Genomic DNA, 21,155 nt, shown 5'->3' with positions numbered 1-21,155 from the left:
ACCGGGTTACAGAGCCTCTTTGCGCGTGAGGTGGTTGAAGACCAGCCAGCCCGGCAGCACCGGAAGCCACAGGGTGAGCAGCCGGTACAGCAGCACCGCGGGCGCGGCGACCTCCTTGGGCAGGCCGACGGCGATCAGACCGACCGTCAGCGTCGCCTCCACCGCGCCGACACCGCCGGGCGTCGGCGCGGCGGACCCGAGCGCGTTGCCCGCGAGGAAGACGACCGCGACGCTGGCCAGGCTGATGGACGACGACTCGTCGCCGAAGGCGCGGATCGAGGCGTCCAGGCACATCACGAAACAGGCGGTGAGCAGCAGCATGCCACCGATGCCGGTGATCAGCTTCTGCGGCCGCTGCAGCACGTCCAGCATGCGCGGCACGACCCCGGCGAAGAGCGACCGCACGCGCGTGACGACGAATTTGCGCAGGAACGGCACCGACGTCACCACGAGCACCAGCACCGCCACCGTCAGCAGACCCGCGATGACGGTCCGGGACGGCGACAGCGACGGTGTCTTCTCGGTGCCCGTCAGATAGCCGAAGGACAGCAGCATCAGGATGTGGCAGCCGAGCCCGAACAGCTGGGACGCGCCGACACTCGCCACCGCGAGCCCGGGGCGCACGCCCGCGCGTTGCAGGAAGCGGGTGTTCAGGGCGACGCCGCCGACGGCTGCGGGGGCGACGATCTTCACGAACGAGCCGGCGACCTGCGCGGCCACGGTCCGCAGGAACGGCACCCGCTCGGGCACGAAACCCAGCAGGGACATCGCCGCCGCGACATAGCTCGCCGCCGAGAACAGTACGGCCGCGGCCACCCACCCCCACTGGGCGTTCGAGATCAGCGGGCCGAACTCGATGTGGGTGAGCTGGGTGAGCAGGAAGTAGGCGCCGATCGCGCCGGCGATGAAGCTGATCAGCGTGCGCGGCCGTACCCGTTCCAGCCGGGCCGGCTCGACGGGGGCCTGCGGCCTGATGCGCAGCACCGCGTGGCGGATCTGGGTGAGCAGGTCCTCCTCGCGAGCCTCCTCGATGGCCTCGTCCACGGCCCGCTTCTCGGCCCGCTGCTCGGCACGTACGGCCTTTTTGTCCGCTTTGTCGGTCTGAGTGGCCTTGTCGGTCTGCTCCGCCGGGTGGCTCGTGGCGTCGTGACCGGCCGCCTCCGCGCGGGCCAGCTTGGCCTGCCGGGACGACTCCAGCACCGCCTCGCGCTCGCGCTGGGCCCGCTCCCGCGCCAGCCTGCGCAGGGTCGCGCGGGTGGAACGGCTGAGCGCGATGGGCTGGAGCATGGGCAGGCAGTCCGCCACCGTGTCGGGACCGAGGACCGCCACCGCCGACGCGACCGCGCGTTCGGCACCGACCCGCAGGCCGAGCGTCACCAGGAGCTGGGAGATGTCCATGCGCAGCAGCAGGTCGCCGGCGGCGATCTCACCGATGCGCAGGTCGGTGAGGATCACCGTGCCGGAACGATCCACCAGGATCGCGTCGCCCACCAGCCTGCGGTGCGCGATGCGCCGGGACTGCAGGGCCCGTACCTGCTCCCAGGTCCCGCGCAGCAGGTCGTCGGTGATCTCCTCGTCCGCCAGCGAGTCCAGGGAGCGCCCGCCGGTGTGCTCGTAGACGAGCATCACGGCGTCGGGACCCAGCTCCGACGTCGCGATCAGCTTGGGCGCGTTGGCGCCGGCCGCGATGGCCGCGTAGGCGAGCAGCGCCTCCTGCTCCAGCGCCTGCCGCAGCGAAGGGAGGCTGCTGCGGGTGGCGAAGCCGCGCAACGTCAGATTGCGCCACGCGCGGTAGAAGAAGCCCTGCGCCTGCTGCTCGCGGTCCACCACCGTCACGTCGAGCGGCCGGCCGTCCTCCAGCGTGACGAAATAGCGGCGTCCGCGGTCACCCGTCTCGACGTTGTCGGACGGCGCTTCCTGCCGGGCGGCGGTCACCGGCCGGAAGCCGACGTGCCGCAGGCCCGCCATCAGCGTCCGGCCGGTGGGGCGCACGTTGGGGGAGCCGACGGCGTAGAGGGTGCCGTAGGCGACGGTCCAGCCGATGAGGACGGTCAGGATGATCGAGAACGGCGTCGTGTAGCCCGTGACGAGCATCGAGAAGGCGTCGAGGAGCAGCACGATCCACAGCACCGCGCGCCAGCGGGGTCTGCGGGACATGCCGACGGCCGTCATGTACGCGATGACCGGAGCGAGGTAGCCGTGCACGGGGTCGGTCAGCGCGTGGATGTCACCCGGGGACGGCTGGGTGAGCGCCTCCTGGATGGAGCCGGGAGCGGCCTTGGCGACCCACAGGTCGGTGGCGAGGGTCACTCCGTGCGCGAGGACCGCCGCCAGTACGCCGTCGGCGATCCGCAGGCCGTCCCGCTTGATCAGCCGCTCGATCGCGAACGCGACGGGCACCAGGAGGATCGCGATGCTGGAGGCCAGCCCGGCGATCTTGATGAGCAGGTCGGGGGCCTGCCCGGTGCCCTTGTTGATGTCCTGTTCGAGACCGGACGTGGTGCCGTGCGCGAAGGCCGCGATGGCGAGGAGTACGGCGACGGCGAGTACGCCCACCAGGAGGCGCACCAGGTCGGAGGGTCGGTGCACGCGCGCGGGGAGCAGTGGTTCGTCGCCCTCGACCTCGTCGATGTGCGCCACGTCGTCGGGGTCGGCGGCCGTCGCCGACGGGCCCTCGGCCGCGCGCTCGCCGGCCGCCCCGTCGCCCGCGTCCGCGGTGTCCGGGCGCGACGAAGCGTCAGAGGTGCCCTCGGCGTCCTCGGGGTGCACACCCTGCTGCTTCATCGCCTCTTCTTGCTCTCGTATCACTGGTCACCGCCCGCACGATGGTGGCATGCCGCGTCGGCCTCGGCAGGCATCAGGGTGCCCGTGCGGGCCGCACAGTCTGCCCGAAGCGCCGCCTGTGGGCGAGGGACGTGGGCTCTCGGGAGTGCGCCGCGTTGTCGGCCGGGTGCGGCAGGATGGGGCGGATGAGCGAGCAGAGCCTTCCGGACGGCGTCCGGCCGGAGAACGCGGATGCGCTGCCCGAGTACGCCGAGCGGGTCCTCGACATGACCGAACTGATCCCGCCGGGCCGCGTCATGACCTACGGAGACGTCGCCGAGTACTTGGAGGAGGGGGGACCCCGCCAGGTCGGCCGGGTGATGTCCCTCTACGGGGGAGGCGTTCCCTGGTGGCGTGTCGTCCGCGCGGACGGGGTCCTGCTCGCGGGGCGCGAACTGGAGGCGCTCGACCGCTACCGGGAGGAGGGCACGCCCCTGAAGGAGGCGAGCAGGGCCGCAGCGGGGCACCTGCCGCGGCTCGACCTGAAGCGGGCGCGGTGGGACGGCGACGGACGCCCACAGGGGCACGGCGGACGCGCACAGGGTCACACCTGACAGCTTCCGCCATGTGACCGGCCGATGTGCGACGGGTGATCCGTATGAGGTAAACCACGCACTTCGGGCATGTCCGTGGCATGACGTACGTTCGTGGGACAGGGGGCGCTCGTGCCGCGAGTGACCCGAGGGAAGAAGAGGAAGCACCGCTTCCGCCTCGTTCCCCGGCGTAGCGTCGGCCGCACGCGTGCCCCTCATCCCGTGGCCACCGCCCCGCCCACGGCGCGGACGGCCCACCAGCACACCCACCAGGACCGGCGAACCACGTGAGCTCCTCTTCCTCCACCGGACACCCGTCGCACCCCCAGGTGCGACGGGGGAGCCGTGGCGCTTACCGACTGGTGCGTACCCCGCCGGCTCGCACGGACCCCCCTCGTCTGGACGCCGCACAGCGCGCCGTGGTTGACCACCGGTCCGGACCGCTGCTCGTCCTGGCGGGGCCGGGCACCGGGAAGACCACCACCCTGGTCGAATCGGTGGCGGACCGGATCGCCAGGGGCGGTGACCCCGAGCGCATCCTGGTGCTCACCTTCAGCCGCAAGGCGGCCGTCGAGCTGCGCGACCGGATGGCGCTGCGCATCGGCGCCGCGCGGGCGCCCAGGGCGACGACCTTTCACTCGTTCGGCTACGCCCTGGTCCGCGCCCACCAGGACAGCGAGCTGTTCGTGGAGCCGCTGCGCCTGCTGTCCGGCCCGGAGCAGGACGTGACGGTGCGCGAGCTGCTCGCCGGGCAGGTGGACCTGGAGCGGCTCGGGCTCGCCCATGTGCGCTGGCCCGACGAGCTGCGGGCCTGCCTGACCACCCGCGGCTTCGCCGACGAGGTCCGCGCGGTGCTCGCCCGCAGCCGCGAACTGGGACTCGGCCCGGACGCGCTCGCGGCCTTCGCCCGCCGCATCGGCCGCCCCGACTGGCGCGCCGCCGCCGTCTTCCTCGCCGAGTACCTCGACGTGCTGGACCTCCAGGGCGTGCTCGACTACGCCGAACTCGTCCACCGCGCGGTGCTCCTCGCCCGCCGTCCCGAGGTCGCCGCACACCTGACCGCCCAGTACGACGCGGTGTACGTGGACGAGTACCAGGACACCGACCCCGCCCAGGTACGGCTGCTGCACGCGCTGGCGGACGGTGGGCGCACCCTCGTCGCCTTCGGCGATCCCGACCAGTCGATCTACGCCTTCCGGGGCGCGGACGTGAACGGCATCCTGGACTTCCCGACCGCCTTCCCGCGCGCGGACGGTCGTCCGGCGCCGGTCGGGGTACTGCGGACCGCCCGCCGGTCCGGCTCCGGCCTGCTGGCCGCCACCAGGCTGCTGACCCAGCGCATGCCGCTGACCCGCCTCCCCGCCGACAAGGTGCGTGCCCACCGTGAACTGACTCCGGTGCGGGACGGCGGGCGGGTCGAGGCGTACACGTATCCGACCTCCGGCACCGAACTGGACAACATCGCCGACATCCTGCGCCGGGCGCACCTGGAGGACGGCGTTCCGTGGCGCGACATGGCCGTCCTGGTACGCGCCGGCTCGCGCACCATCCCGACGCTCCGCCGTGCCCTCACCGCGGCCGGCGTCCCCCTGGACATCGACGGCGACGACCTCCCCCTGCGCCACGAGCCCGCGGTGGCGCCCCTGCTGATGGCGCTGCGAGCCGTGGCGGAGGCGGAGGCCGACACGGGGGCCTGGGCGGGTGAGGGGCCAGGGGCGGTCGGGTCCGAGGCCGACGCTGGTCCGCGCACCGACGCCGACGCTGACGCCGACGCCGGTGACGATCCCGACGCTGATCCCGAGATCGGTCCCGACGCCGACGCCGACGCGTACGAGGACGAGGGCGGAGACGCGGCGACGAAGCCCCCGCGCGGTGAACGCGGGCACCGCGCGGACGAGCCGTGCTGGCTGTCCACCGAGACCGCTCTCACCCTGCTCACCTCGCCCCTCGCCGGGATGGACGCCGCCGACCTGCGCCGCCTCGGCCGCGCCCTGCGCGACGAGCAGCGCGCCGCGGGCAACCCGCTGCCGCCGCCCTCGGACGAACTGCTCGCCCGGGCGCTGGCCGAGCCGGAGCGGCTCGCCGTGCACGACCCCGCGTACGCGCGCGGCGCCCAGCGGCTCGGCGCGCTCCTCCGCAAGGCCCGTGAGCGCCTGGCGGGAGGCGGCAGCGCCGAGGAGGCGCTGTGGGACCTGTGGAACGGCACCCCCTGGCCCACCCGCCTGGAACGCTCCGCCCGGCGCGGCGGCGCCGCCGGGCGGAACGCCGACCGCGACCTGGACGCCGTGTGCGCCCTGTTCGCGACCGCCGCCCGCGCGGAGGAGCGCACCGGTGGCCGGGGCGCCCTGAACTTCCTGGAGGAGATCGACGCCGAGGACATCGCGGCCGACACGCTCGCGCGGCGCGCGGTACGCCCCGACGCCGTCCGCCTGATGACCGCGCACCGCTCCAAGGGCCTGGAGTGGCGGCTCGTCGTCGTGGCCGGCGTCCAGGAGGGCCTGTGGCCGGACCTGCGCCGCCGCGGCTCCCTCCTGGAGGCCGACCGGATCGGCCGCGACGGACTCGCCGAACCCCTCAGCCCCGGAGCCCTGCTCGCCGAGGAGCGCCGCCTGTTCTACGTGGCCGCCACGCGCGCGCGTGAACGGCTCGTCGTGACCGCGGTGAAGGCACCGGCCGACGACGGGGACAAGCCGTCCCGCTTCCTGACCGAACTCGGTGTCGAACCCGCCGATGTCACGGGCCGTCCGCGCCGCCCCCTCGCCGTCGCGGCGCTCGTCGCGGAACTGCGCGCCACCACCGTCGACCCCCGCGTCTCCGAGCCGCTGAGAGAGGCAGCCGCGCGCCGTCTGGCCCGCCTCGCCGCCCTGACCGACGAGCACGGCCGTCCCCTGGTGCCGTCCGCCCACCCCTACCGCTGGTGGGGCATGTGGGACCCGACCGAGAGCAAGGTGCCGCTGCGCGACCGCGACCAGCCCGTCACGCTCTCCGGCAGTGCCCTGGACCAACTCGCCAACACCTGCGCCCTGCAGTGGTTCCTGGGCCGTGAGGTGAAGGCCGACACGCCCGCGACGACCGCCCAGGGCTTCGGCAACGTGGTGCACGTGCTCGCCGACGAGGTGGCCTCCGGACACACCCCGGCCGACCTCGCCGTCCTCATGGAGCGTCTGGACTCCGTGTGGAACGCGCTCGCCTTCGACGCGCCGTGGAAGTCGGCCCAGGAGAAGGCCAACGCGCGCGTGGCGCTGGAACGCTTCCTGAAGTGGCACGTCATGGACCGCGCCGGACGCACCCCGGTGGCGAGCGAGCACGACTTCGACGTGACCCTGGAAGCGGGCGACTACGAGGTGCGCATCCGGGGCCAGATGGACCGCGTGGAGGCCGACGGCGACGGCCGCGCCTACGTCGTGGACTTCAAGACCGGCAAGCAGGCGCCCACCTCCTCGGAGGTGGCCCACCACCCCCAGCTCGCCGTGTACCAGCTCGCCGTCCGCGAGGGCGCCGTCGACGAGGCCTTCGACGGCGTGCGCCCGCAACCGGGCGGCGCCGAGCTCGTCCACCTGCGCCAGGGCGCGCCCAAGCGGGACGGCGGCGAGACCCTGCCCAAGGTGCAGGCACAGGGGACGCAGGAGGGGCCGGAGGGCGAGTGGGTCGGTGACCTGCTGGCCACGGCCGCCGGCAAGGTCCTGGACGAACGGTTCACCCCGACCGCGGGCCAGCACTGCACCCACTGCTCGTTCCGCGCGTCGTGCAGCGCTCGCCCCGAGGGGCGGCACGTCGTGGAGTGAGCGACGGGTGCCGCCAGGCGGGCGTGGGGGTGGACCGGAGCCGCCCCGGCCGCCCCAGCCGCCCTGGCCGCCCCCGGCCGGCCTGAGCCGCCGCGCCGAGCGGCCGGTGTGACACGTCGCACCACGCGGGCTGACCTGCGCTTCCCTCCGACCCGGGAGGAGATCCGGCACCCGCTGTCAGTGGCCGCCGCTAGCCTCTCTGACGTGCCCGCCCACATCACCGATCCCGAACAGCTCAAGGAGCTCCTCGGCATCCCCTTCACCCCCGAGCAGACGGCCTGCATCGTCGCGCCGCCCGCGCCGCAGGTGATCGTGGCCGGAGCCGGGTCCGGCAAGACGACGGTGATGGCGGCACGCGTGGTGTGGCTGGTCGGCACCGGCCAGGTCGCCCCGGAGCAGGTCCTCGGGCTCACCTTCACCAACAAGGCGGCCGGTGAACTAGCCGAACGCGTGCGCACGGCCCTGATCCGAGCGGGCGTGACCGACCCGGACGTGATCGACCCGGACCACCCGCCGGGCGAGCCCGCGATCTCGACGTACCACGCCTTCGCGGGCCGTCTCCTGACCGACCACGGTCTACGCCTCGGACTGGAGCCGACCTCCCGCCTGCTCGCCGACGCCACCCGCTACCAGCTCGCCGCGAGGGTCCTGCGCGAGGCCCCCGGGCCCTACCCGGCGCTCACCCGGTCCTTCGCCGACCTGGTCAGCGACCTCCTCGCCCTCGACGGCGAACTGGCCGAGCACCTCGTGCGCCCCGAAGACCTGCGCGCCTGGGACGCCGGCCTCCTGGACACCCTGGACGGCGTCCGGCTCAGCAACGCCGACCTGCGCAAGGTCCCCGAGGCCGCCGCCGCCCGCCGCGAACTGGCCGACCTGGTGATCCGCTACCGGGCCGCCAAACGCCGGCAGGACCTGCTCGACTTCGGCGACCAGATCGCCCTGTCCGCGCAACTCGCCGGACTCCCCGAGGTGGGCCGCGTCCTGCGCGACGACTACCGGGTCGTGCTGCTGGACGAGTACCAGGACACCTCCGTGGCCCAGCGCATCCTCCTGGCGGGCCTGTTCGGCGGCGGCACCGGCCATCCCGTGACCGCCGTGGGCGACCCCTGCCAGGCGATCTACGGCTGGCGCGGCGCCTCCGTCGCCAACCTGGACGACTTCCCCGAACACTTCGCCCACGCCGACGGACGGCCCGCGGCCCGCCAGGCGCTCAGCGAGAACCGCCGCAGCGGCGGCCGCCTCCTCGACCTCGCCAACGGCCTCGCCGAGCCCCTGCGCGCCATGCACGCGGGCGTGGAGGCCCTGCGACCCGCCCCGGGCGCCGAACGCGACGGCATGGTCCGCTGCGCCCTGCTGCGCACCCACGCCGAGGAGATCGACTGGACCGCCGACTCCGTCGCCCACCTCGTGCGCACCGGCAAGGCGCCCGGTGAGATCGCCGTCCTGTGCCGCACGGCGACCGACTTCGCGGAGATCCAGGGCGCGCTGGTGGCCCGTGACGTCCCCGTGGAGGTCGTCGGCCTGTCCGGGCTGCTGCACCTGCCCGAGGTGGCCGACCTGGTCGCCGTCTGCGAAGTCCTCCAGGACCCGGGTGCCAACGCCTCCCTGGTCCGGCTGCTCTCCGGCCCGCGCTGGCGCATCGGCCCGCGCGACCTCGCCCTCCTGGGACGCCGCGCCCGGCTGCTGGTGAGCCACGCGCGCGTGGAGGGCGGCGACGACCCCGACCGGAGGCTCGCCGAGGCCGTCGAGGGGGTCGACCCGTCCGAGGTGATATCGCTCGCGGACGCCCTCGACACCTTCCTGGAGACGCCGCTGGACGGTACCGGCGACGACGACGGGCTGCCCTTCTCGGCCGACGCGCGCGTGCGGTTCGCCCGGCTCGCCACCGAACTGCGCGAGCTGCGCCGAGCCCTGTCCGACCCGCTCATGGACGTCCTGCACCGCGTCCTCGCCGTCACCGGCCTGGAGGTCGAGCTGTCGGCGTCCCCGCACGCGCTGGCGGCCCGCCGCCGCGAGACCCTGTCGAACTTCCTCGACGTCGCCGCGTCCTTCGCCGCGGGCGACGGCGAGGCCACCCTGCTCGCCTTCCTGGGCTTCCTGCGCACCGCCGCGCAGTACGAGAAGGGCCTGGACAACGCGCTGCCCGGCGGGGAGAACACCGTCAAGGTACTGACCGCGCACAAGTCCAAGGGCCTCGAGTGGGACGTCGTCGCCGTGCCCGGTCTCGTCACCGGCACCTTCCCCAGCGGTCAGGGCCGGGAGAAGTGGACCGCCCAGGGCAAGGTGCTGCCGCACGGCCTGCGCGGCGACGCGGAGACCCTGCCCGACGTCGCCTCCTGGGACTCCCGCGGTCTGAAGGCCTTCCACGAGGCCATGAAGGACCACCAGCACACCGAGGAGCTCCGCCTCGGCTACGTCACCTTCACGCGCCCCCGCTCCCTGCTCCTCGGCTCCGGCCACTGGTGGGGGCCCAGCCAGAAGAAGCCCCGCGGTCCGTCCGACTTCCTGACGGCCCTGTACGAGCACTGCGCGGCCGGACACGGCGAGATCGAGGTCTGGGCGGACGAACCGGCGGAGGACGAGGAGAACCCCGCCCTGCACCGGGCGACCGCCGACGAGGTCTGGCCCCTGCCCCTGGACGACGCGGCACTCGCGCGGCGCCGGGCCGCCGCCGAGACGGTCCTCGCCCACCTGGACGGACTCGCCGCCCAGGAAGGCGGTCTCCCCTCCGTCCCAGCCGCCTACGAGGACCCGGACTGGCCGCCGCCCCCGGAGGACGACGAGGGTCTCCCGGAGGAAGCGGAGCCCGGCTGGGCCGGGGACCCCGCCGACTGGGACAGCTGGACCACGGACCGCCCCGAGGCCGCGCGGGAGGCCCCCAACGCACCGCAGAGCCCTGCCGCCCCGCAGGCCGGCCCCACCGTCCCGCACCAGGCACCGCCCCCCGAACAGCCCCCGGGCACCGCGCCCGTCCCCGCTCCCGCTCGCCTCACACCGGAGGAGGCCCGCACCGTCGCCTCCTGGGACCGCGACCTCGACGCGCTCACCGGAGAGCTCCTGCGCGCCCGCGAGAGCGTCACCGAAGTGCCCCTTCCGGCGTCGCTGACCGCCTCCCAGCTGCTGAGCCTGGCCGCCGACCCGGACGGGTTCGCCCAGGAGCTGGCCCGGCCCATGCCCCGCCCGCCCCAGCCCGCCGCCCGCCGCGGCACCCGGTTCCACGCCTGGGTGGAGGCCCGGTTCGAACCGCTGACCCTGCCGTTGCTCGAACCGGAGGAGCTGCCCGGCGGCGACGCCGAGATCGCCGACGACCACGACCTGGAGTTCCTGAAGGACGCCTTCGAGCGCACCGAGTACGCCCGCCGCACCCCGTTCCGTGTCGAGGCGCCGTTCCAGCTCTCGCTCGCCGGGCGGGTCGTACGCGGCCGCATCGACGCCGTCTACAAGGAGGGCGACGGCGACACCGCTACGTACGAGATCGTCGACTGGAAGACCAACCGCGCCGCCACCGCCGACCCGCTCCAGCTCGCGCTCTACCGCCTCGCCTGGGCCGAGCAGCAGGGCGTGCCGCCCGCCTCGGTGACGGCCGCCTTCCTGTACGTGCGCACCGGAGAGGTCGTACGGCCCGAGGGGCTGCCGGACCGCGCGGCGCTCGAGAAGCTGCTGCTGGCCGAGCCGGTCGGTGACGAACCGCACGACCGGGGTGTCCGCGCGGGCCGATAGGCTCGTAAGCATGAGCCACCCCGTTGACAATGCTGTCAGCGCTGTCCGCACGTACATCGAGCAGCACCGCGCCGCCTTCCTCGACGACCTCGCCGAATGGCTGCGTATCCCGTCCGTGTCGGCCCAGCCCGACCACGCGACCGATGTGCGCCGCAGCGCCGACTGGCTCGCCGCCAAGCTGAAGGAGACCGGCTTCCCGACCGCCGAGGTCTGGCCGACCCGGGGCGCCCCCGCGGTGTTCGCCGAGTGGGCTTCCGGGGACCCGCAGGCACCGACGGTCCTCGTCTACGGCCACCACGACGTACAGCCCGCCGCCCGCGAGGACGGCTGGACCAGCGAGCCCTTCGACCCCGTCGTCCGCGAGAACCGCCTCTACGCGCGCGGGGCGGCCGACGACAAGGGGCAGGTGTTCTTCCACACACTCGGCGTCCGCGCCCACCTCGCCGCCACCGGCCGTACGACTCCCGCCGTGAACCTCAAACTGCTGATCGAGGGCGAGGAGGAATCCGGCTCCCCGCACTTCCGTGCCCTCGTCGAGGAGCACGCCGAGCGGCTCACCGCCGACGCGGTCGTCGTCTCCGACACGGGCATGTGGTCCGAGGACACCCCCACCGTCTGCACCGGCATGCGGGGCCTCGCCGAGTGCGAGATCCGGCTGCACGGCCCCGACCAGGACATCCACTCGGGCTCCTTCGGCGGCGCGGTCCCCAACCCGGCCACCGCCGTCGCGCGCCTCGTCGCCGCCCTGCACGACGAGCACGCGCGCGTGGCGATACCCGGCTTCTACGACGGAGTGGCCGAGCTCACCGACCGCGAGCGCGAGCTCTTCGCCGAGCTGCCCTTCGACGAGCGGCAGTGGCTGCGCACGGCCAAGTCGTACGCCGCCCACGGCGAGGCCGGACACACCACCCTGGAGCGCATCTGGGCCCGCCCCACCGCCGAGGTCAACGGCATCGGCGGCGGCTACCAGGGCCCCGGAAGCAAGACGATCATCCCGTCGTCCGCCATGGTGAAGCTCTCCTTCCGCCTCGTTGCGGGCCAGGACCCCGATCAGGTGGAGAAGGCCGTCCGCGCCTGGGCCGACGAGCAGGTACCCGCGGGCATCCGCTGCGAGGTCGTCTTCGGCTCCGCCACCCGCCCGTGCCTGACGCCGCTGGACCACCCGGCGCTGCGGTCGGTCGTCCGCGCGATGGGACGGGCCTTCGACAAACCGGTCCGCTTCACCCGCGAGGGCGGCTCCGGCCCGGCCGCCGACCTCCAGGAGGTGCTCGGCACCCCGGTGCTCTTCCTGGGCATCTCGGTCCCGTCCGACGGCTGGCACGCCCCCGACGAGAAGGTGGAACTGGACCTCCTGCTCAAGGGCGTCGAAACCTCCGCCCACCTCTGGGGCGACCTGGGGGAGCACTGGCGTCACGCGCCCTGAGCGCCGTGCCCGGTCCGGGACCCGACCGGCACGGCGCGCGGCACACTGGAAACGCCGCCCCGCACCCGCCGAGCCCACCCGGACCCGGTCACCACCCGCCGTACGAACCGCCGAAACCGCCTGCCGAACCGAACCGCTCACCGGGGGAGTTGGAAGCACCCGTGACCACCTGGACCGACCACACCGCCGACCGTCCCATCTCGCTCACCGCCCCCAGCGGCATCGACCGCGCCGCCCACCACCGCCTCGACGAGGCCTGGCTCGCGGCGGCGTGGAGTCACCCCTCGACGCGCTGCTTCGTGGTCTCCGGCGGCCAGGTCCTCATCGACGAGACGCCCGACGGGGCCACCGAACTCGTCATGACCCCCTCCTTCGAGGCCCCGCTCACCGAGGCCCACCGCTACTTCCTGGGCACCGACGAGGACGGGACCAGCTACTTCGCCCTCCAGAAGGACTCCCTGCCCGGCCGCATGGACCAGTCCGCGCGCCCCGCCGGCCTGCGCGAGGCCGGCCTGCTCCTGTCCCCCCGCGACGCCGGGCTGATGGCCCACGCGGTCGCCCTGGAGAACTGGCAGCGTCTGCACCGGTTCTGCTCCCGCTGTGGAGAACGCACCGTCATCGCCGCGGCCGGCCACATCCGCCGTTGCCCCGCCTGCGGCGCCGAGCACTACCCGCGCACCGACCCCGCGGTGATCATGGCGGTCACGGACGGCGAGGACCGCATCCTGCTCGGCCGCCAGGTGCACTGGCCCGAGGGCCGCTTCTCGACCCTCGCCGGTTTCGTGGAGCCCGGCGAGTCCATCGAGCAGTCGGTGCGCCGCGAGGTCCAGGAGGAGGTCGGCGTCACCGTCGGCCCGGTCGAGTACGTCGCGAGCCAGCCGTGGCCCTTCCCGTCCAGCCTGATGCTCGGCTTCATGGCCCACGCCACCTCGACCGAGATCAACGTGGACGGCGACGAGATCCACGAGGCCCGCTGGTTCTCCCGCGAGGAGCTGGGCGCCGCCTTCGAGTCCGGCGAGGTCCTGCCGCCCTACGGCATCTCGATCGCGGCCCGTCTCATCGAGCTCTGGTACGGCAGGCCACTGCCGACGCGCAACGCCTTCTGAGCCCGGGCGCCGTAGACGCCACGAGAGGGGAGGCCCTCCCCCGTCGGGGGAGGGCCTCCCCTCTCGTCGTGCTGTCCGGCCGGCCGGCTACGCGCCGATCTTCTGCTTCACCTGCGCCAGCGACGGGTTCGTCAGAGTGGAGCCGTCGGGGAAGAGCACGGTGGGCACCGTCTGGTTTCCGCCATTCGCCTTCTCCACGAACGCGGCCGACTCCGGGTCCTGCTCGATGTTGACCTCGGTGTACGCGATGCCCTCGCGGTCCATCTGGCTCTTCAGCCGACGGCAGTAGCCGCACCAGGTGGTGCTGTACATCGTCACAGTGCCCGACATGTCTCTCGTGCTCCTTAGGCGACTCGGAAAGCGGCGGCTCGGGGATGAGGTCGCACGAAGTGAACGTCCGCGGCGGCACGACCATTCCCGTCGCGCACTCCCACCGCGTGATGCCTGTCGCATTGGTACGACTGTCGGTCCGTGCCTGTGGACAACCGACGCACCCGTCCCGCGAGACCTGGCAGCATGGCGGTGTGACAGCAGCAACGCACTCCACCCTCTTCCCGCAGGTACCGGACTCGGCCGACGCGGTGCTCGAAGGGCTCGACCCCGAGCAGCGCGAGGTGGCGACCGCCCTGCGCGGGCCGGTGTGCGTGCTGGCGGGAGCCGGCACGGGCAAGACCCGCGCGATCACCCATCGCATCGCCTACGGGGTGCGCGCCGGGATCCTCCAGCCCTCCAGTGTGCTCGCCGTCACCTTCACCAACCGTGCGGCCGGCGAGATGCGCGGTCGGCTGCGCCAGCTCGGCGCCGCCGGTGTGCAGGCCCGCACCTTCCACTCGGCGGCGCTGCGGCAGCTCCAGTACTTCTGGCCGAAAGCGATCGGCGGTTCCCTGCCCAGGCTCGTCGACCGCAAGATCCAGCTCGTCGCCGACGCGGCCGCCGCCTGCCGCATCCGCCTCGACCGGGGCGAGCTGCGCGACGTCACCGCGGAGATCGAGTGGTCCAAGGTGACCCAGACGGTGCCCGCCGACTACGCCCCGGCGGCTGCCAAGGCCGGCCGTGAGGCGCCCCGCGACCCGGCGGAGATCGCGCAGCTGTACGCCGCCTACGAGGACCTCAAGCGCGCGCGCTCCGTCATCGACTTCGAGGACGTGCTGCTGCTGACGGTGGCCGTCCTCCAGGACCGGCACGATGTCGCCGAGCAGGTCCGCGCCCAGTACCAGCACTTCGTGGTCGACGAGTACCAGGACGTCAGCCCCCTCCAGCAGCGTCTGCTGGAGCTGTGGCTCGGGGACCGCGACGACCTGTGCGTGGTCGGCGACGCCAGCCAGACGATCTATTCGTTCACGGGAGCAACCCCCGACCATCTGCTCGACTTCCGCGGCCGCCACCCCGGCGCCACCGTCGTCAAGCTGGTCCGCGACTACCGTTCCACCCCCCAGGTCGTCCACCTCGCCAACGGCCTGCTCGCCCAGGCCCGGGGCCGGGCCGCCGATCACCGCCTGGAGCTGGTCTCCCAGCGGCCCGCGGGCCCCGAGCCCGGCTACGCCGAGTACTCCGACGAGCCGGCCGAGGCCGAGGGAGCCGCCCGCCGCATCCGCGAGCTCATCGACTCGGGCGTTCCGGCCGCCGAGATCGCGGTCCTGTTCCGGACCAACTCCCAGTCGGAGACCTATGAGCAGGCACTCGCCGACGCCGGGGTCCCGTACCAGTTGCGGGGCGCGGAGCGCTTCTTCGACCGGCCCGAGGTGCGCAAGGCCGGCAGTGCCCTGCGGGCCGCCGCCCGCTTCGGCGGCAACGACTCCCTCCTCGACGACGCCGTCGACCTGCCCTCGCAGGTGCGCGCGGTGCTGTCCGGGGAGGGCTGGACGACCGAGCCCCCGGCCGGGTCGGGTGCCGTCCGGGAGCGGTGGGAGTCGCTGGCCGCCCTGGTGGGACTGGCCCAGGACTTCGCCGCGGCCAGAGCGGGAGCCACGCTGAGCGACCTCGTCGTGGAACTCGACGAGCGCGCGGGCGCCCAGCACGCCCCGACGGTGCAGGGCGTCACCCTCGCCTCCCTGCACTCGGCCAAGGGCCTGGAGTGGGACGTCGTGTTCCTGGTCGGCGTCGCCGAGGGCATGATGCCGATCACCTACGCAAAGACCGACGAGCAGATCGAGGAGGAACGCCGCCTTCTCTACGTCGGTGTCACCCGCGCCCGTGAACGCCTGCACCTGTCCTGGGCACTGGCCCGGTCGCCCGGGGGCCGGCCGAACCGCAGGCCCAGCCGCTTTCTGAAGGGGCTGCGGCCCGGTTCGGGCACGGCGGGCGGGCAGGCGACCGCGGGGGGTGCCGGAGGTGTGGAGCGCGGGTTCCGAGGCGGCGGCGGTGGTGGTGGCGCGGCTGCCGCGCCGAGACGGACCCAGCGGACGCCGGCCCGCTGCCGGGTCTGCGGGCGCACGCTCACCGACGCCGGCGAGATGAAGCTGATGCGCTGCGAGGGGTGCCCGTCGGACATGGACGAGGGCGTCTACGAGCGGCTGCGCGAGTGGCGGGCGGTGCAGGCGGGGCGCAGCGGACAGCCCGCGTTCTGCGTCTTCACCGACAAGACGCTGATGGCGATCGCCGAGTCCGTCCCGGAGGACGAGCGGGAGCTGGCCAGGATCCCGGGGGTCGGGATGCGCAAGCTCAATCGCTACGGGACCGACGTGCTGGCCATCTGCGCAGGCCAGGAAGGTGTGGGGCTTGACGAGGACGACTGATACAAACTCGTCGAAAAAATAGTTTGCGCATGCCCCGGGAATCCCCATAGGTTCTTGGTCACGGGAACAGCGGCCTTCCCGGAGGCCCTGAATCCGTGTTGTACTTGCATATCCGCGGACTGGTTCGTCCCAGTCCCCCGAGACGCCGAGAGGAGGCGAGCCCAGTGATCAGCATCAACAGCAGCTTCGTCGTCAGCTCCACCGCCAAAATGACCGATCGCTCGGCCGTCTCCCTGTGCACGCTCGGCGCTTCTCACTCGGACACCGGTCTGTCCGGCATTCGTGCCGTGCGTCCGGCTGCCGCCGCTGCTGCTCCCGCGGGCCTTCCCGTCCGGGAGCGCAATGAGCGACCGACCAAGGCACTGGAAGCAGCAGTAGCGGCACAGGCGCAGGCCTATGCCTTTACCGCGACCGGTGCCGGATTCCGGAAGCAGACGACGCAGCACCACCTGATGTGGGCCTTCCGTGGGCCAGAACCCTGGAGTGATCCAGCCTGATCGCCGATCAGGCCGGCGCCTTCAGGGCCGCGGAACCCCACCCGGGATCCGCGGCCCTTCTGTTTGTCCCCGAACGGGGGCAACAGCACGAAGGAGCCTCGGGACAAGAAAAGAACCCGGTACCAAGCCGCCACCCGGTCAACCGGCCGGAACGAACAGACGAGGAAGACCACCCCGTGCAACTCGAAGCGCACGCCCCGTCCGTACCGCCTTCCGACACGATCCCCAAGCCCTGTTCCACGGAGGACTCCACCTTGACCCCGCTCACCGCGCTCACCGCGCTCGACGACGCCATCGAGAACCTCGGCGTACCCGTCCCCTGCCGCTCCTACGACCCGGAGGTCTTCTTCGCCGAGTCCCCGGCGGACGTGGAGTACGCCAAGTCCCTCTGCCGCACCTGCCCGCTGATGGAGGCCTGCCTCGCCGGTGCCAAGGAGCGGCGTGAGCCCTGGGGTGTCTGGGGTGGCGAGCTGTTCGTCCAGGGTGTCGTCGTCGCCCGGAAGCGGCCCCGCGGTCGCCCGCGCAAGAACCCGGTTTCGGCATGAACACCGCAGGAACGATCGACCGCCCCCTGACGTACGACCCCCAGAAGCAGGCCCCGATGAAGCCGTCCACCCACGACATCGCAGGCACCGCGCCTGAAGACTTCACCACCAGTGGCGCGAAGGACTCGCGTCAGAACAGGACCCGTGAAATGCAACTCATCCCAGAAGCCCTGGCACGTGCGCATATGCACGACCGCCTGCACGAGGCCGAGCAGGAACGCCGGGCGCTGCGCCTGGCGACCGCTCGCCGGATGCAGCGCCGGGCGGAGCGCGCCTCGATGCGTGCTCGGCGTGCGCTGGCCATGGCGGTCATGCAGTAACCGACACACCTGAAACACCTGAAGCAGTGGTCTCCCTACGGGAGACGAAGCTCTCCGCGCGTGGGGGCCGGTCCGTCCGAACGGACCGGCCCCCACCGCGCGTTCGGCTCCGGTGGATCAGTCGATCGGTGGATCAGGCCTCCGCGGCCGTCCCCTCCGCCTCGTACACGTCCTCTTCCGCTTCCTCGGCCTCTTCCGCCTCGGCCTCGCTCTCGGCGACGAACCCGACCAGCCACTCCTCCAACTCGTCGCGCAGCCGGACCGTGGCGCCCAGCTGGCAGAGCACACCGATGGTGCTCAGGGTCACGCGGTGGATCAGGAGATACGCCGGCGGCAGGTTGAGCTGCTTGGCCAGCTGGTACGCGGGGGAGCGGGGGTCACCGATGCGGGCGGCCTGGCTCCGCATCCAGCCGCGGGTGAAGGTGAACGCGTCGACCCTGGCCGGCTCGATGATCGGAAGCAGGTACTCGAGAACGGCGTCGGGGTCCAGCTCTATCGACTCCTTGACGAAGCCCTCCGTGCAGAGCATCTCGTAGACGGCCTCCGCCTCGCCGTCCAGCGTCATGCGCAGGGCCTCGCCGATGGGTTCCGGCAGACCGCCCGGAAGGCGGTCGACCGTGCCGAAGTCCAGGACGCCCAGGCGCCAGTCGTCCTCGCCCAGAGGCCCGCCGGGCAGCAGCCGGAAGTTGCCGGGGTGCGGGTCGGCGTGCAGGAGCCCGGTGCGCACGGGACCGGAGAACAGGAAGTGGGCCAGCAACTGACCCGCCCGGTCGCGCTGCTCCTGCGTGCCGTTCGAGATGATCTCCGACATCGGGATGCCGTCGATCCACTCGGTGATCAGTACCTGGTCGCACTGGTGGACGACGTCCGGCACCACGATGTCCGGGTCGTCGTCGAAGACCTCGGCATGCGTCCGCTGGGCCTGCGCCTCCAGGTCGTAGTCCAGCTCCTCCGAGACCCGGTCCTTCAACTCCGTGATCAGCGGCTTGATGTCCATGCCGGGGACCAGCGGGCCGAGCAGGCGGGCGAAGCGGCTGAGCTGGTTCAGGTCGGACAGCAGGGCCTCGCCGGCGCCCGGGTACTGCACCTTGACCGCCACCTCGCGGCCGTCCTGCCACACCCCCCGGTGCACCTGGCCGATCGAGGCGGCCGCGGCGGGCTTGTCCTCGAACTCCAGGAACAGCTCCTGCCAGTCCTCACCGAGCCGCTCCGCCAGCACGGAGTGCACGGTGCGGGTCGGCATCGGCGGTGCCGCCTCCTGCAGCTTGGTCAGCGCCGCACGATAGGGGCCGGCGACCTCCTCGGGCAGTGCCGACTCGAAGACGGACAGGGCCTGCCCGAACTTCATCGCCCCGCCCTTGAGCTCGCCCAGCACCTTGAACAACTGCTCCGCGGTGCGCTGCTGCAGCTGCTGGCCGACGATCTCCGCGGACTCGCCGACGATTCGCTTGCCCAGCCCCCAGGTGGCCCGCCCGGCGAAGCCGAGCGGGAGCGCGGCGAGCTTGGCGGTCCGGGTGACCGCCTTGCGCGGAAGATCAGACATGCGCCCTCCAAGTCCCAGCCGGCCGCGCCGGTTCCGCCTCCTGGCGTACTTCCGCTGACGGCCCTTGCCCAGCCATTGTCGCGCGCCACCCCCCGTCCTCGGGGATGTGTTCCTGCTTACCTTTCCGGGCCGCCCCGCACGGGCACGAGGGGTGTGGCCGGACCGGCCGCACCTGCCATCGCAGGCCGGGCAGCGACACCTCCCAGCGCGCTCCGGTGCCGGAGGGCGTCCTGCCGTCCAGGAAGGCGAGCGCCTGAGCCGCCGCGAACCCGGCGACGGTCGTCGCGAGAGCGAGGTCGCAGGGCGGCGGTACCCGGTGCTGCCGGCCGGAGCGCCACTGCGCCACCAGCCGGGGAAAGGCGGGGTCCCGGTCCGTGCGCTCCGCGTGCAGACAGCCGGCGCACCCCGTCTCGCCGGGCAGGACCAGAGGGCCGACGACACCGGTTCCCTCCACGACACCGGCGTAGAGGTGGGGAGTGCCGGAGGCCATCAGGGATTCCACGGCGGTGGGGTCGGGCGTGTGCACCGCGACGTCGTCGCGCGGGGCGACGATCACCAGGGAGAGGCCCGGGGCGCTCCCCTCGGGCGGTGCGGTCGGGCTCCGGCGGGGAGGCCGGTCGGGAGCGGCCCGGCGCACGAGGCGGCGGGCCGTCTCGTCCCGGCGGTCGCCGACCGCCTCGGCGGGCAGGCCGCCCGGAGCGACGTCCCACGGCTCGACGCGTCCGCCGTCGCGCACGTCGATCTCGCCGACGCCCGCGCCCGACAGCAGGCCGGCCAGCACCGCGCCCACTCGTCCGGCGCCCCGCACACCCACCCGCAGGGCGCGTCGGGCGGCCAGGTGTCTGATCGCGTCGCCCGGTTCCGAGGTCGTCAGGGACAGCGAGGCCAGATCGGGGCGGAGCCGGTCGAGGACCTCCTTCTTCGCGCGCAGCGCGTCGGCGGCCGGCCCGCCGCCCCGGGAGTCGTCGAGCAGACCGGCCAGCGCCAGGCGCTCCACGACCCGGTCGACGTGCCCGTCCGGCAGGTCCATGCCATGCCCCGCCTCGCGCAGCAGCGCCGGGCCACGGGTGCCGTTGAGCAGTTCGAGGAAGCTGCCCGTCGCCGTGTCCACCGGTGCCAGGGTCAGCGCGTGCGCCGGAGTCATTCCGAACTGCACGGTGTTCAGGTCGCGCCAGCCGCGCCTGAGCGCGGGCTTCACCATCGGATGCATGCCAGGTCCCCCGTATGTCTCGCGGTGTCCGTGTGCGGCCCCGCCGTCGGTCGCGAATCCGCCGGCGAGTGCCAGCATGCCCGGCTGCGCGGAGAGGCGTCGAAAGTTGTCCACAGGCGGTGGGTATTCGTCGTACGAATCAGCCGCCCGTCTCCCAGGACGAGTGGTGGATCGGCACCGATGCGTCCCGGAGCCGGGACTTCCCCGTGTGCAGCGGGTAACGTCGTGGCGTGTCCGCCGACCCACTGCACCGCGCCGGGGCACCCCCGCGCACACCGACGAATCCACTGCCGAGCGGCCCGGGGACGAGCCCGATCGAGGTGCGCAGAAGCGCCCGACGACGCCGGACGGTGTCCGCGTACCGGGAGGGTGACCGCACGGTCGTGCTGATCCCCGCCCGGATGTCCGAGGCCGAGGAGCAACGCTGGGTGAGCGTCATGCTGGACAAGCTGGCCGCCCAGGAGAGCAAGCGCGTCCTCGGCGACGCCGAGCTGGCCGAGCGCGCCGAGCGCCTGTCGGGCCAGTACTTCGAGGGCCGGGCCCGGCCCGCCTCGGTCCGCTGGGTCACCAACCAGAACACCCGCTGGGGCTCGTGCACCCCGTCCGAGGGAAGCATCCGGCTGTCGCACCGCCTCCAGGGCATGCCCGAGTACGTCGTCGACTACGTCCTCCTGCACGAGCTGGCGCACCTGCTGGTCCCCGGGCACGGGCCCCAATTCTGGCGGCTCCTGGAGGCGTATCCGCGGACCGAGCGCGCCAGGGGCTACCTGGAGGGCGTGGTCGCCGCGGACCGGCTGCCGCACGTTCCCGGAGCCCGCAGCGAGTAGCCCGCGCCGCCCCGAAGGGGGTCCGACACGGTCGCGCACGGGTTTCGTACCGGGTCTGTACCGACTTCCGCCGGTGTCCGCGTTTGCC

General features: G+C 73.1%; 14 protein-coding genes. 10 read left to right on the top strand and 4 right to left on the bottom strand.

The features are described 5' to 3' along the window. Positions 1 to 6: 6 nt before the first annotated feature. A complete protein-coding gene (locus tag Sru02f_RS32015) occupies positions 7 to 2,784 on the bottom strand; it encodes a lysylphosphatidylglycerol synthase domain-containing protein (RefSeq protein ID WP_109033314.1) in 2,778 nt (925 codons plus the stop codon). Positions 2,785 to 2,969: 185 nt separating this feature from the next. On the opposite strand from Sru02f_RS32015, the gene Sru02f_RS32010 reads away from it, so the two are divergent. The 5 genes from Sru02f_RS32010 (at position 2,970) to nudC (ending at position 13,390) form a co-directional block, all read left to right on the top strand. After that, positions 2,970 to 3,377: an MGMT family protein gene (locus tag Sru02f_RS32010; RefSeq protein ID WP_280524906.1), complete on the top strand. Its 408-nt coding sequence runs from the start codon at positions 2,970 to 2,972 to the stop codon at positions 3,375 to 3,377. Between the two features lie 266 nt (positions 3,378 to 3,643). Next, positions 3,644 to 7,141 carry an ATP-dependent helicase gene (locus Sru02f_RS32005; protein ID WP_109033316.1) on the top strand — a complete coding sequence of 1,166 codons (3,498 nt, stop codon included), beginning with the start codon at positions 3,644 to 3,646 and terminating at the stop codon, positions 7,139 to 7,141. Positions 7,142 to 7,345: 204 nt separating this feature from the next. Next, positions 7,346 to 10,861: an ATP-dependent DNA helicase gene (locus Sru02f_RS32000; protein WP_167469676.1), complete on the top strand. Its 3,516-nt coding sequence runs from the start codon at positions 7,346 to 7,348 to the stop codon at positions 10,859 to 10,861. A gap of 10 nt (positions 10,862 to 10,871) precedes the next feature. Next, positions 10,872 to 12,284 carry a dipeptidase gene (locus Sru02f_RS31995; RefSeq protein WP_109033318.1) on the top strand — a complete coding sequence of 471 codons (1,413 nt, stop codon included), beginning with the start codon at positions 10,872 to 10,874 and terminating at the stop codon, positions 12,282 to 12,284. A 161-nt stretch (positions 12,285 to 12,445) separates the two neighbouring features. Next, positions 12,446 to 13,390 (top strand): NAD(+) diphosphatase, encoded by a 945-nt coding sequence (nudC, locus tag Sru02f_RS31990; protein ID WP_164278391.1) that lies wholly within the window; start codon positions 12,446 to 12,448, stop codon positions 13,388 to 13,390. Between the two features lie 87 nt (positions 13,391 to 13,477). Here the strand turns inward: nudC and Sru02f_RS31985 are convergent, their stop codons facing one another. Further along, positions 13,478 to 13,720 (bottom strand): mycoredoxin, encoded by a 243-nt coding sequence (locus Sru02f_RS31985; protein ID WP_003973789.1) that lies wholly within the window; start codon positions 13,718 to 13,720, stop codon positions 13,478 to 13,480. Between the two features lie 44 nt (positions 13,721 to 13,764). Between Sru02f_RS31985 and Sru02f_RS31980 the strand changes: the two genes are divergently transcribed. The 4 genes from Sru02f_RS31980 to Sru02f_RS31965 all read left to right on the top strand — a co-directional run bounded on the left by Sru02f_RS31980 (position 13,765) and on the right by Sru02f_RS31965 (position 17,487). After that, on the top strand, positions 13,765 to 16,125 hold the full coding sequence (locus tag Sru02f_RS31980; RefSeq protein WP_109033319.1) for an ATP-dependent DNA helicase UvrD2: 2,361 nt from the start codon (positions 13,765 to 13,767) through the stop codon (positions 16,123 to 16,125). 164 nt (positions 16,126 to 16,289) lie between these two features. Then, a complete protein-coding gene (locus Sru02f_RS31975) occupies positions 16,290 to 16,622 on the top strand; it encodes a hypothetical protein (RefSeq protein WP_167469677.1) in 333 nt (110 codons plus the stop codon). Positions 16,623 to 16,798: 176 nt separating this feature from the next. After that, positions 16,799 to 17,167, top strand: a complete 369-nt coding sequence (locus tag Sru02f_RS31970; protein ID WP_109033321.1) for a WhiB family transcriptional regulator — start codon at positions 16,799 to 16,801, stop codon at positions 17,165 to 17,167. Further along, positions 17,164 to 17,487 carry a hypothetical protein gene (locus tag Sru02f_RS31965; protein ID WP_109033322.1) on the top strand — a complete coding sequence of 108 codons (324 nt, stop codon included), beginning with the start codon at positions 17,164 to 17,166 and terminating at the stop codon, positions 17,485 to 17,487. The genes Sru02f_RS31970 and Sru02f_RS31965 overlap by 4 nt, the downstream gene beginning before the upstream one ends. Before the next feature lie 133 nt (positions 17,488 to 17,620). Here the strand turns inward: Sru02f_RS31965 and Sru02f_RS31960 are convergent, their stop codons facing one another. Together Sru02f_RS31960 and Sru02f_RS31955 are read right to left on the bottom strand one after the other, a co-directional pair. Further along, positions 17,621 to 19,030 carry an ABC1 kinase family protein gene (locus Sru02f_RS31960; protein ID WP_109033323.1) on the bottom strand — a complete coding sequence of 470 codons (1,410 nt, stop codon included), beginning with the start codon at positions 19,028 to 19,030 and terminating at the stop codon, positions 17,621 to 17,623. After that, a complete protein-coding gene (locus Sru02f_RS31955; protein WP_159107558.1) occupies positions 19,023 to 20,240 on the bottom strand; it encodes a TOMM precursor leader peptide-binding protein in 1,218 nt (405 codons plus the stop codon). The genes Sru02f_RS31960 and Sru02f_RS31955 overlap by 8 nt, the downstream gene beginning before the upstream one ends. A gap of 230 nt (positions 20,241 to 20,470) precedes the next feature. Between Sru02f_RS31955 and Sru02f_RS31950 the strand changes: the two genes are divergently transcribed. Beyond that, positions 20,471 to 21,067 (top strand): M48 metallopeptidase family protein, encoded by a 597-nt coding sequence (locus tag Sru02f_RS31950; protein ID WP_164279233.1) that lies wholly within the window; start codon positions 20,471 to 20,473, stop codon positions 21,065 to 21,067. Positions 21,068 to 21,155: the final 88 nt, after the last annotated feature.

The organism is Streptomyces rubrogriseus (assembly GCF_027947575.1).
Classification (GTDB): Bacteria; Actinomycetota; Actinomycetes; order Streptomycetales; family Streptomycetaceae; genus Streptomyces; species Streptomyces rubrogriseus.
This window is presented reverse-complemented; position numbering and strand designations above follow the sequence as displayed.